9 protein-coding genes are annotated in these 12,830 nt (G+C 41.5%); all 9 read left to right on the forward strand.

Going from position 1 to position 12,830, the window contains the following annotated elements:
* The first annotated feature begins 70 nt into the window (after nucleotides 1-70).
* Nucleotides 71-388: a hypothetical protein gene (locus tag SD31_RS09980; RefSeq protein ID WP_039054018.1), complete on the forward strand. Its 318-nt coding sequence runs from the start codon at nucleotides 71-73 to the stop codon at nucleotides 386-388.
* 45 nt (nucleotides 389-433) lie between these two features.
* The gene (locus tag SD31_RS09985) at nucleotides 434-781 is read left to right on the forward strand and encodes a hypothetical protein (RefSeq protein ID WP_039054019.1); all 348 of its coding nucleotides are present in this window, start codon (nucleotides 434-436) and stop codon (nucleotides 779-781) included.
* Nucleotides 759-1,304: a hypothetical protein gene (locus tag SD31_RS09990; protein WP_039054020.1), complete on the forward strand. Its 546-nt coding sequence runs from the start codon at nucleotides 759-761 to the stop codon at nucleotides 1,302-1,304. The genes SD31_RS09985 and SD31_RS09990 overlap by 23 nt, the downstream gene beginning before the upstream one ends.
* Before the next feature lie 426 nt (nucleotides 1,305-1,730).
* Nucleotides 1,731-2,861 (forward strand): TonB-dependent receptor plug domain-containing protein, encoded by a 1,131-nt coding sequence (locus tag SD31_RS19080; RefSeq protein ID WP_231561429.1) that lies wholly within the window; start codon nucleotides 1,731-1,733, stop codon nucleotides 2,859-2,861.
* Nucleotides 2,764-4,887, forward strand: a complete 2,124-nt coding sequence (locus SD31_RS09995) for a TonB-dependent receptor domain-containing protein (RefSeq protein ID WP_231561430.1) — start codon at nucleotides 2,764-2,766, stop codon at nucleotides 4,885-4,887. Before SD31_RS19080 ends, SD31_RS09995 begins: the two co-directional genes overlap by 98 nt.
* 10 nt (nucleotides 4,888-4,897) lie before the next feature.
* Nucleotides 4,898-6,676: a SusD/RagB family nutrient-binding outer membrane lipoprotein gene (locus SD31_RS10000; RefSeq protein WP_039054021.1), complete on the forward strand. Its 1,779-nt coding sequence runs from the start codon at nucleotides 4,898-4,900 to the stop codon at nucleotides 6,674-6,676.
* A 345-nt stretch (nucleotides 6,677-7,021) separates the two neighbouring features.
* Nucleotides 7,022-8,254: an exo-beta-N-acetylmuramidase NamZ domain-containing protein gene (locus SD31_RS10005; RefSeq protein ID WP_039054022.1), complete on the forward strand. Its 1,233-nt coding sequence runs from the start codon at nucleotides 7,022-7,024 to the stop codon at nucleotides 8,252-8,254.
* A gap of 116 nt (nucleotides 8,255-8,370) precedes the next feature.
* Complete coding sequence (locus SD31_RS10010; protein WP_052258942.1) at nucleotides 8,371-11,832, forward strand: SusC/RagA family TonB-linked outer membrane protein; 3,462 nt, start codon at nucleotides 8,371-8,373, stop codon at nucleotides 11,830-11,832.
* Between the two features lie 180 nt (nucleotides 11,833-12,012).
* Entirely contained in the window at nucleotides 12,013-12,795 is a 783-nt protein-coding gene (locus SD31_RS10015) for a RagB/SusD family nutrient uptake outer membrane protein (RefSeq protein WP_052258940.1), read from the forward strand.
* Nucleotides 12,796-12,830: the final 35 nt, after the last annotated feature.

Raw genomic sequence — 12,830 nt, forward strand, 5'->3', positions numbered from 1 at the left:
CCATATCATGATGCAAAATGGCATGCTCTATATCCTTGGGCGCTTGGAGCATGGTCAGATATGAATATATATGAATATAGAGTATTCGGGTGAATATCCTACAAATGGCAATGGCTGGATCCAAGCTCAGTTGGAACAGAAAAAGGATACCGACAATTCAAAAGTCTATAAAGGGCTTTATCTATTGCCGGCACAAGTTCAAAACAGAAAAGGGTCTTACAATATCTATAATGAAGGATCTCCTTGTTATCGTCTGAGACCTAGATATAACTCAGAATATATGTGGAATATCCCAGCATTGGAAAAATTAAAACCTATAGCAGGTACAGCAAATAATTATCATACTTCTATTCCATGGTTCGCATATCCGGGAGATATGCCAAGGTAGTATAGAGGAAGTAGAAAGTGAACTGTTAATTTAATGAATCAGAAAATGAAAAAAATAAACAGCTTTTTATTAATCTTTCTAAGCATATTTCTCCTAAATTCCTGTGAGAAACATGTGGTAGAATATAAATCGGATCCTATTGATGAAACAAAAGTGGCTTTATTCCAGATTTATTATATGGTGCCTTTATCCTCTGGAGTTGCCAACAACATCAATAAAGTGGAGTTAAACGGTAAATTATTGGCCAATGAAACGACTCCTTTGAATACATTTAACTTTATTCCGAGTGGTGCTGTAAGTAAATTCTTCACAGCGGAACCGGGAAAAGTAAATACTAAAATTATACAGAGGAGCGGTGACCAGCTTGACGTTGGCATACAACCAGGACATTGATTTGCCTGCCGGACGTTATATTCTGGTAGTGCACGATTTCAATAAGCCACCGGTATTGGTGAATTATGAAATACCTTTCCCTACTACAGTAACCGAAAATACGGGCACTACAGCGTGGATTAAGTTCTCCAATTTCCTTTATGAAAGTGAAGGCATTCCAACCAATTTGAAGCTGCAATATCAATTTCAATACACGGTGGACAATGCTACCGGGCAGAAAAGTGAATGGCTTAACTTAGGTAAACCGGTTTCGTTTGGCGAGTCCACAGGTTGGGAACCTGTTGTGGTGAACAAAACTGTTGAAAATTCAGCAGGTACGGCACGTATAGATTATCGTATTCGATTAATAGGACCGGACGGATCAGATCAAGGAAATCTGACTTTAGCGGGTTCTACTGCAGGAAGTGTTGTAGAATATTCAGATTGGTGGAATGCACAGATAGGCCGTATATATCACCACTGCTTTGCGGGATATAGATTTTCAACGCCTACTGTTTCTGTTAAGCAGTTTGGTGTACAATAAGTCTTTTTAATAAGAGAATTTACTTAAAAAGCCTCCTAAATGGAGGCTTTTTTATTGTATTCGTAAAAAAAATGTTTCAGAAGCTTGTGCCTGTATAAAATTTTAGCCTTTTCGGGTGACATATTAGAAAAATAGTAAAAAAACGTAGTCTGTTATGTAAGATTTGAAATTTGTTATCAAAAAAAAGGCAATACTGATGCGCCTTTTTGCTGATTTTCACAAAAACATTATTAAATGTGCATTTTTTTATATAAACTTGTCCGTGCAATTTTAAGAACCAATACCTAAATTTTGATAATAATCTATTGGGTTCTTCTTTGTGTATCAGGGGTTTGCGCGTATGATTAGATGTGCTTTTTTACACATTATTGCATAGCAAACTATAACTTATAACTAAATCTAATTATTTGTAAAACTATCAAACACATGAAAAGAAGATTTCTTCTAACATTTCTCGGGATAGCTGCCTATGCGTCCTGTTTGATGGCTCAGCAAAAATCCATTTCAGGTAGAGTAACCTCTGCCGACGGGGAGGCGCTGAGTAACGTTACGGTAATAGTTCAAGGAACTAATCGTGCAGTTAAAACCAATCCTGACGGAACGTTCTCCATCCAGGCGGCGCCAGGTGAAAAACTTATCTTTAGATCTATCGGTAGTAAGGAGGTGCTAAAGGTGGTGGGCGATGGTACAGTGTATAATGTGGTACTGGAGTCTTCTGATGAGCTGTTGGAGGAAGTGGTCGTGACGGCGATGGGTATCAAAAAGGAGAAAAAAGCCCTAGGATATGCCGTTCAAGATCTTAACGCCAATGAGTTGATGAAAAATAAAACGGCTAACGTAGTTAACTCTTTGGCCGGAAAAATTGCCGGCGTAAATGTTACACAGACCTCAGGGTCTGCAGGGGCCGGTGCTCAGATCATCTTGAGAGGTGGTACCTCGTTGGAAAGAGACAACCAGCCTTTGTTTGTGGTGGATGGTGTCATCTATGATAACTCTACAGTTATTGGTGGAAACAGCGGTTTCGATGGTATGCAGTCTGTTTCTTCTACCAATAGCAATAGGGTAATGGATATTAACCCGGAAGATATTGAAAATGTGTCCGTATTGAAAGGTCCTGCTGCTGCTGCTTTATACGGTTCGCGTGCTGCTGCCGGAGCGGTAATCATCACCACTAAAAAAGGTAAAGAGGGAAGAGCGGAAGTATCTTTTAGCACTAAAGCGGGAAACAACTGGGTCAACCGTTTTCCTGAGCAACAAGGCAAATACAAAAGAGGTTTCTATAATAATGCAGGAACACTGAACGATTACACTACTCAGTCATGGGGTGAAGCTTTCGGTCCTAATGAAACCATCTACAACAATATAGAAAATTTCTTCCAGCATTCTACCGTTTATGACCACAACGTAAGTTTGGCAGGCGGTAATGCAAATAGTACTTTTTATCTGTCGGCATCGCGTTTTGACCAAAAAGGTATTATCCCAAATACAGGATACGATAAAACTACTTTACCGTTTCAACGGCGATCAGAAATATGGAAAGTTAACTTTAGGAGCTAACGTAGCTTATTCATTGGCCAACACCGACAAGACCCTTACCTCTGCAGGTTTGTACAACTCAGGTGGTACTGGAGCTATGACTTCGGTATACAGATGGTCAAGAAATGATGATATGCGTGTTTACTTGAATCCGGATGGAAGCAAGTACCGTATGTTTGAAGGTCGTCAAGCATTGGAAGATGATGTGGAAAATCCTTATTGGATTATCAACAGAAATAACCTTAACGATAATACAGAGCGTATCACCGGAAATATCAATGCATCTTTTAAGATCACAGACTGGTGGGATGTGGTATACCGCGTAGGTATGGACAGTTACTTGACTAAAAACCAGACAATCATCGGTGCTCAAGGTGCAGTGAAGAAACTATGGCAGAACGGTATGATGTCCGAAAGTGATTTCAAGTACAATTATTGGTCATCCAACCTTATGTCTAACTTCAATAAGCGTGTTGGCGATTTTGATTTAGGTGGTCTAGTAGGTTATTTCGCGGAGCAAACCAAAACAACCAACAACCGTCGTATGGGGTACGATTTCGTAATTGATAACTTCTACAGCTTTGAAAACATTGTAGATGCTAACGAAATCTTTTCGGTAAACCACTCAACAAAAAGATTGTTTGGTTTGTACGGTGAATTGAGAGCATCTTATAAAGATATGTTGTACTTGAACGTTACAGGTCGTAACGACTGGTCTTCCACTCTTCCAGTAGAGAACAGATCGTATTTCTACCCATCTGTGGGTGGTAGTTTTGTGTTCTCTGAGTTGATGAAAGATGTTTCTTGGTTGAGCTTCGGTAAGCTTCGTGCTTCATGGGCTCGTGTAGGTAAGGATGCCGCTCCTTATGTGACCAACACATATCTATGGGCTCCAGGAGAAATGCTTGGCGGCTTTATCGGTTCCGGAAACAGCTGGACACGTGGGAACCCTTACTTGAAACAGGAAACTACTTCGTCTTTCGAAGTGGGTGCTGAGTTAAGATTCTTGGGCGGTCGTTTGAATTTAGATTATGCTTATTATACCAACAACTCGTATGACCAGATTCTTTCTCCTCGTTTAGGTCAATCTACAGGATACATCTTCGTATCTGTGAATGGCGGAGATATCTACAACAAGGGTATGGAGTTGTCTATTTCGGGTAAACCTGTGGTAAACAAAAACTTCACTTGGGAGTCTACTATCAATATGTCGAGAAACAAAGGTACTGTAGACAACCTATTGCCAGGTGTTGAGATCCTGTATGTTACGGATGTACAGGTGGGTAATGCTAAGGCAGCCTCATTTAATGGAGGTAGCTTCATGGGCATTTCAGGCTCTAAATGGTCGCGCACTGCCGACGGTAGAGTTATCTTGGATGCCAATACCGGAATGCCAACTTCTGACAACCTGACAACTTACAATATCGGTAATCGTGAGCCAAAGCTTACAGGAGGTTTCAACAACAGCTTTACTTACAAAAATCTTAACCTTTCATTCTTGTTAGATTTCAGAATCGGTGGAGATATCTATAACGGTACAGACTACTTCATGACCATTAATGGTATGAGTAAACGTACTGAAAATAGAGAGTCCTTGACAGTTTCAGGTGCTGTTCGTACCGGAGGTACTAATGCTGAGCCGATCTATGAAGATAGAACATACACTTTCGAAGCAGATCAGTTCTACAACATCAATGGCGTACAGACTAGCGGTCGTAAGATTATTCAAGACTATTGGTCTGATTATTTTGCTAGAGAAAGTGCAAACTTCATGGTTAACACCAACTGGTTAAGACTTCGCGCCATTTCTTTGTCGTATGACTTGAGTGGCCAATGGTTCAAATCTGCAGGTTTGAGCAAGATTATCAAAGGAGCTACAGCTACCCTTACAGGATCAAACTTGTTCTTATTGACTAACTATAAAGGTATGGACCCTGAAACTTCAGCAGCAGGTTCGGGAGTAGTAGGTTCAAGTTCTGTTGGTATAGACTACAACGGTGTGCCTAGCACAGCTGGTGTAGCGTTTGGTATTAATTTAAAATTCTAAATTGACAGCAATGAATAAGTTAAGATATATATTATTAGCCTTCCTGCTTTCTACTGTGATTGTAGGATGTAAGAAAAGTTGGCTGGATGTCAATATTGACCCTAACACCCCATCCAACACTACTGCGGCCGTTAGTACGCGTCTTCCATGGGTACAGCATTATTTCCTTTATGCACAAGGTACAGCAGGGGTACGTGCGTCATTGATCACACAGCAAATTCTTTCTATAGTGGTAGGTTCTCATCAGAGTGAAGCAGCAGGATGGAACCCTATTGCCGGTATGTCTACTACCCCTTATCAGTTTTTCTTTGTAGGTTCCGCAGCCAACATTCAAGATTTGATCGACAAAGCGGAAGCTGAGCAAGCTTATCACTATATCGGTGCGGCAAAAGCCATCCGTGCGATGGGCTTCATGCTGATGACCGACTGGTACGGCGAAATGCCATATACCGAGGCTTTAGGGGCCGCCGTTACTCCTAAGTTTGACGACGGTAAAACCATCTTTGAAGGCTGTCTGAAAGAAATCGATGAAGCCATCGAATACTTCAAGATGACTCAGCCGGCTACAGCCACTCCTTTGAGCGCCGGTGATAGTTGGAACAACGGAGACGTGAACAAATGGATAAAGCTTTGCTATGGATTAAAGGCTAGATGGCTGAATAACTTGTCGAAAAAATCATCTCTTTACAATCCAGACGCTATCTTGGATGCATTGAGCAAAGCTCCTTTGTCAAACGCTGAAGGAACCGTAATCAACCACGAGGATGTAAAAGAGAATTCGGGAGACGTTTTATTCTCAGATCCTTTGAAGACTTCCATCGTATTCAACAACATTGCGATGAATGAAAACTTCCGCGTAACTAAGTGGTTTGTGGATATCTTGACCAACTTTGATGGTCGTGGTGTGGAAGACCCTCGTGCAGATAAATTGATCCCATGGGCACAGTTTGGTACACCAAAAGAGTTTGTGCGTTCACAAGGGGTCGATATGACTTCGCCTATCCGTTTTTCTGGAAAAGGTCCTGTGCGTGCTGAATATAACGCAAAAGACGATACCATCCGAATTAATAACAACACGCGTGTGATTTCAGCACATTCGTGGTATGTATCGTCTTCCGATCCGGCAAGATGGGGAGATACAGTGTATGTATCTTTGAAGAGCAGCTCTATAGGATATAATGGCGATGTGTCGGATATCTATACGTTCAGAGATGGTACGGTAGGAGCAACAGGAACATTCTACTCCCGTCCGGATGCACCAACATATTTGTTGACTTATGCAGAAATGTGTTTTATCAAAGCTGAGGTGTTGTTTAAAAGAGGGGATAAAGCTGGTGCTTTCAATGCATATAAGGAAGGTATCCTAGCCAATATCAATTTGATGAACTCAAAATTGGCGACTTACGGCAATGTGAACCCTAGTAAATCGCCAATGACCCAAGATAAAATTGATGCTTTCATCACTAACGGTATTGGTACTGCTAGCGACATTACGTTGAAGAAAATCATGACACAGAAATATATTGCTATGGCGTACTCGCAACAAAACTGGAACGATATGCGTAGATACGACTATAGCCCAGAGGTATACCAAGGTTGGGCCGTACCATATGAATATCTAAATACAGCGGCAGCCCAAATCAAAATCCCTCTAGGTAAATATTTCAGAAGAGTTCGTCAGGTTTCGCACGAAATCAACTACAATTCTGCTAATGTGGCTGCGTCTCATCCAAACGCATTGAGCGACGACATTTGGTCGTTCCCTGTGTGGTGGGATACTAACGAATAATTTTGTTATACTTCTAGCAAAAATAGCCTTTCAAACTGAAAGGCTATTTTTGTGTTTGTGTTATTGTAACATAAATGTTGCACAAAAGTGTTGTTTTTACACTAAGTAGTAGTGGGTCATAAGGTAAAACCTCAATTTATGAGTGTTTTTTAGGATATACTTATTGAGAAAAGACATAATTTGTTGTTTTTGCTAACTGTCGGTTTTTGTGCTGTTTTTGTTCGTTATCATGTGCTTTATAACGAAGAAAATAAAAGTAAAACTTGCTTTTTTATGCGTTTTTTATCGTATTTTTATCCTCTGATAATCAAATTATGGATTAATCGCGATTAGTTGCAATTAAATATGAACAGAACCTTAATACTACTATCTACAGCTCTTTTATGTGTGTTGACCTCTTGTATTTGTTGTAAGTCAACAGAAAACAAGTCTAAGTCGGCCACGACAGCTTATTCTTCTGAAAGCAATAAAGTAATTACCGGTGCAGATCAGGTTTCGTCATATCTGCCGCTACTTAAGGGTAAGCGTGTAGGTCTGATGGGAAACCAAACCAGTATTGTCGGTGACAACAAAGAACACTTGGTAGATGTGTTGCTGCGTGAGGGCATAGATTTAAGGTTCGCTTTTGCGCCGGAGCATGGTTTCAGAGGTGATGTAGAGCGGGGGGAGAAGGTAAGTAATGAATACGATGAGAAGACCGGCTTGCCACTATACTCGCTTTATGGTGGTAATGAGAAGCAGGATTCTATAGTGAATTCTATCGATATTATGATTTTCGACCTTCAGGATGTGGGGGCTCGTTTCTATACTTATATCACTTCTTTGCATCGTGTGATGGAGCTTTGTGCTAAGCATGGGAAAGAACTGATTGTATTGGATAGACCCAATCCTTGTGGAGACCAAGTAGATGGACCTGTTCGCAAAGACGACAAGTTTAAGTCGAATGTTTCTTTCCATAAAATTGCCATGGTTCATGGTCTTACGGTAGGAGAGCTGGCTCAGATGATCAACGGTGAGAAATGGTTGGAACAGGGCCGCCAATGTAAGTTGACAGTTATTCCTGTGAAAAACTGGGATCACAAAACTATGTATGAGTTGCCAGTGATTCCATCTCCTAGCTTGCCAAATCACCTGTCAGTACGCTTATATGCTTCTTTGTGTTTGTTTGAAGGAACAGAAATCTCGGTGGGACGAGGTACCGACTGGCCATTCCAAGTAGTAGGACATGATGACCCTATATACGGTGACTTCTCTTATACTCCGGGAGAGAAAGCAGGTATGGTGAAGCATGTGGAAGGAAAAGGAAAAACACTTTACGGCTTAGATCTTCGTAATCTGGATCCAAACAAGCAACAATTCACACTCAAATATATCTTGTATTTCTACAACAAGATGCCAGATAAAACGAAATTCTTCTCTCGCGCAGAATTCTTCGATAAGCTTGCCGGCACGGACGAACTTAGAAAGCAGATCATCGCAGGAAAAAATGAGGAAGAGATCCGTGCTTCATGGGCTGAAGATCTAAAAGCCTATAAACAGATGCGTAAGAAATATTTGTTGTACAAGGATTTCGAATAATCTACCTTAATAAAGCACACACACTTAATGAGAAAAGCTTGCCTATTTATGCAGAATAGGTAGGTAGGCTTTTTTATTTATTAAAGAGAAAAATCGGTTTATTTAATATGCTACAAATGAGAAACACACTACTATTCTCTATTGCATTGGGTTTGACTTTTACGACGGAAGCATCGCATGCTAAAGTTGCTAATACGTCGAATCTACATGCCGCAACAGCTTATTCTAGCAGTAGGTTGGTGCAACATACTGTACAGGGTACGGTATCTGATGCTAATGGTCCTCTTGAAGGAGTGACCGTATCTGTGGTAGGCGTTCCTGGTTCAGCTATTACAGATGCGAATGGTAAATTTAAAATCAATGCACCTTTAGGAGCTACATTGAGATTTTCAAGCATTGGATACCAGTCGCAAGATGTTAAAGTGGCGTCGAACGAAATCAATGTTACCTTGCAGCTGGAAGACAACACTTTGGAAGAAGTGGTTGTGGTGGGTTATGGTACACAGAAGAAAGCTAACCTTACGGGAGCTGTATCTTCGGTAAACATCAAAGAAACGATGGAAGGCCGTCCTATCGCGGATGCTGGTCGTGCATTGCAAGGTACTACTCCGGGCTTGAGCATCACTATTCCTAGTGGTGAGGTGGGCTCTGACCCTAAAATCAAAATCCGTGGTCAGATCGGTTCGTTGTCAGGAAACAACAATCCTTTGATTTTGTTGGACAACGTTGAAATTCCAAGTATCAACGTGGTAAACCCTGATGACATCGAAAGTATCACTGTATTGAAAGATGCTGCAGCGTCGTCGATTTACGGTTCTAAAGCTGCCTTTGGTGTGGTGTTGATCACAACAAAACAGGGAGCTAAAGATGAAAAAACTAACGTAAACTATTCAAACAACTTCTCCTTCCAAAACCCATTCAAAAAGTATGAAATGGGAACTCTAAGCGCTCTGCGTTATTCTTTGGATGCTGCACAGCGTGTAGGAAGTAACGTGACAGGTGCTTTCTATAAAGTGGATGAGGAAAGTTACCAGAAAGCTGTAGAATGGGCAGAGAAATATGGCGGTAAGATAGGTCCTAACGACCCTACGGTTTATGGTCGTGACTGGTACTGGGACGCTGTAAACAACCGCAAATACGGCGTGCGTACCTATAACCCGTACGACTATATCATCCGCGAATGGGCTCCAACCCAACAACATAACCTGTCCATTTCAGGAAAGTCGGCCAAAACAAACTATAACATAGGTTTGGGATTGTTGGATCAGGCGGGAATGATGAAATCTGCCAAGAAAGATGAGTTCTCAAGATATAATGCATCTTTGCGTTTGTCTACAGAAGTAAACAAATATGTTACTGCACGTGCTGGCGCAATTTTCTCCCGTACTAACAAGCAATATCCTTATGCTACAAACTCTACGACAGCAGACCCATGGTTGTATCTTTATAGATGGAGTTCTTTATACCCAATGGGTGTAGATGACAATGGAAGACCAATCCGTAGTGTAGAGTACGAAACAGCCGCAGCTAACACAGGTTCAATCCTTAGAAATTACATCAACATCAATTTAGGTACAACAGTTAAATTGACGGACAACTGGAGAGTGGAGTTTGACTACACCTTGTCTAACCAAGAACAAAACTGGAACAGACCGGGAACGAAATTCACTGCTGGGGATTCATGGTCAAATGCTGTTCCTTCGTTGAATCCTGACGGAAGTCAGATTTATGTAAATGCTGAAGGTGAGGTGGTGGATCCTTCAACTCCTGGAGCAATGCCTAAATATGAGTTGAACTACTATACATATACCGGAACGGGAGCCAACCCTGACCACGTATATCGCTCGGCTCAAAACTTCCTAAGACACACTATCAACGCTTATACAACATACAATATGGCATTGGATGGTGGCCATGATTTAAAATTCATGGTAGGGGTAAACCGTGTCGCAGATGTAATCGAGTCCAATTGGACGCAGATTACAGGTTTAGGTAATATCTATAACCCACAACTTCCTTTAGCTACCGGAAATACTACTGGTGGTGGTGAAAAACTTTGGGAAGCTCAATTGGGTTATTTCGGTCGTGTGAACTACGCTTTCCGTAACAAGTATTTGGCGGAAGCTAACTTGAGATATGACGGATCTTCCAAATTCCCTGGCGACCTTCAGTGGAGATGGTTCCCTTCATTCTCTGCAGGATGGGTAGTTTCCGAAGAGCCATTTATGGAGTGGGCTTCAGACTTCACGAATCAGTTGAAGATCAGAGGTTCTTGGGGTATGATCGGAGACCAATCTGTTCCGAATAACCTTTATCTGTCTCTTCTTAACAGCGCTCAATCGACATGGATCAATGCCGATAAATCAAGAGATTACTATACGACTACACCTAATGCCGTATCTCCATATATCACATGGCAAGATATCGTAACTACAAACATCGGTGTGGACGCTAGATTCTTGAAAAACCGTTTGGGATTCGTGTTTGACTGGTATCAGCGCGACACACGTAACATGATCGTTCCTGCGGCGGATGTGGCTCCAACTTTCGGTGCCGGAGCGTCTAAAGGTAACTACGGTTCGTTGCGTACTAGAGGTTGGGAATTTGCGGTAGACTACAACCATAAATTTGAAAACGGTTTAGGATTAAGTGTACGTGCTAACGTATCTGACGCTGTTTCGACAATCACCAAATACGGCAACACACGTTCTATCAACGACTGGTACGTGGGCAAAACATACGGTGAAATCTGGGGTTATGAGACAGACCGTCTGTACCAATTCGATGACTTTGAGTTAGATGCTAACGGTAAACCGCAATTGATTACCTTAACAGCGAATGAAACCTCTTTATATGCCGGTAAACAGGCTTATAAACTGAAAGACCCTAACGGCGTGTACCAAGCCTTCTTGCAAAACTCTTCGACATTCTACTTCGGCCCTGGAGACGTTAAGTTCAAAGACCTCAATGGTGACGGAGAAATCAACAATGGTAAACAAACTGTTGAAGATCACGGTGACTTGAAGATTATCGGTAACTCTACTCCACGTTTTGAATACGGTTTCCGTCTAGGTGCTGATTACAAAGGTTTTGACTTTGCTGCCTTCTTCCAAGGGGTAGGTAAACGTGAAGTATGGGGTACAGGTTTCTTGGCCCAAGCAGGTTTCAATGCTTCGGACGGTGCTATGCCTGCTGCTATCTCAGACAACTATTGGACACCAACAAACACAGGAGCGTTCTATCCTGCTGCATACAACAATGGTGGTTCGAACAACGTGAACAACATGCAGATCCAAACACGCTATCTGCTGGATATGTCTTACTTGAGATTGAAAAATGTCACTTTAGGTTACAGCATTCCTAAACACATTTTGAATCAAGTAAAAGTATCGAACTTACGCGTGTATGTGGCTCTTGAAAACTTCCTGACTTGGGATAAGTTGAACGGCTTGCCTATAGATCCGGAAGAAGTATCGGGATTCTCGATGTTCAATGAATCAAATTATAACAGTGGCCGTACCGGTGTTGGTACTCCAACATTTAAATCAGCATCATTTGGTGTTCAATTAACTTTCTAAAGCGTATGAAATTCAATAATAAAGCATTAACTCTACTTTTTGGTGCATCGTTACTGTTTGCTAGCTGTAACAAAGATGTGTTAGATAGAGGACCTTTGACATCCTATTTTGATGATGAATATTGGCAAGATGAAACACAGCTAAGATTATTTGCTAAAGGTTTCTATACTCAATATTTCAATGGATATAACAGTTCTTGGACTACTGACTATACTCCTGTTCGAGGATATTACATTTTCGGACGACCTTACCATAAACGCTGCGCAGTCAAGCTTTGAAAATGCGGTTCCTTCGTCCCGATATTCGACATCGGAATCCGGTTCGTGGATTGCACAATATGGTGGTCCTACATGGAACTTCTCGTGGGTTCGTAAGTCCAATATTTTTATCGACCGTGTAGAAAATATCAGTAAGTCAAAAGTTACAACCGAAGCATACAAACACTGGTCGGCTGTGGCTCGTTTCTTCAGAGGATTTGAGTACGCGAGATTAGTGTCCGTGTTTGGCGACGTGCCTTATTTTGACGGCGTTGTAGCGGAGAACGACTTCGACACCCAATACAAAGACCGTGACGACAGAGGTTTGGTAATGGATAAAGTGTATGATGATTTCAAATATACTTTAGCAAATATCCGTACCAACGACGGGCTGCAAAACCTAGACAAATACGTTGCGGCAGCTTTCATCTCCAGACTGATGTTGTTTGAAGGTTCTTGGCAAAAATATCATGGTCTTGACCAAGATCGTGCTAAGAAATACCTTGAGTTTGCCGTAGAAGCAGCGGAGATCGTGATGAATTCCGGCAAATACTCTTTCGATAGCGATTACAAGAGCTTATTTGCTTCGCAGGATTTGGCAGCAAACAAGGAGGTTATCCTTTACCGTGCCTACGACAATACCTTGGGGGTAACACACGCCATCGCGTCATACCAAAACGGATTAGAAGCACAAAATCAGCTGTAAACTTAGACTTCTTGAATGTATATCTGTAACGATGA

This window comes from Sphingobacterium sp. T2 (assembly GCF_000814685.1).
Taxonomy (GTDB): domain Bacteria; phylum Bacteroidota; class Bacteroidia; order Sphingobacteriales; family Sphingobacteriaceae; genus Sphingobacterium; species Sphingobacterium thermophilum.

What these genes read in the sequence shown, in the direction of transcription:
- SD31_RS10015 (WP_052258940.1), top strand. Translation starts at nt 12,013, where the DNA reads ATGGATATAACAGTTCTTGGACTACTGACTATACTCCTGTTCGAGGAT.
- SD31_RS09980 (WP_039054018.1), top strand. Translation starts at nt 71, where the DNA reads ATGAATATAGAGTATTCGGGTGAATATCCTACAAATGGCAATGGCTGG.
- SD31_RS10010 (WP_052258942.1), top strand. Translation starts at nt 8,371, where the DNA reads ATGAGAAACACACTACTATTCTCTATTGCATTGGGTTTGACTTTTACG.
- SD31_RS10005 (WP_039054022.1), top strand. Translation starts at nt 7,022, where the DNA reads ATGAACAGAACCTTAATACTACTATCTACAGCTCTTTTATGTGTGTTG.
- SD31_RS10000 (WP_039054021.1), top strand. Translation starts at nt 4,898, where the DNA reads ATGAATAAGTTAAGATATATATTATTAGCCTTCCTGCTTTCTACTGTG.
- SD31_RS19080 (WP_231561429.1), top strand. Translation starts at nt 1,731, where the DNA reads ATGAAAAGAAGATTTCTTCTAACATTTCTCGGGATAGCTGCCTATGCG.
- SD31_RS09985 (WP_039054019.1), top strand. Translation starts at nt 434, where the DNA reads ATGAAAAAAATAAACAGCTTTTTATTAATCTTTCTAAGCATATTTCTC.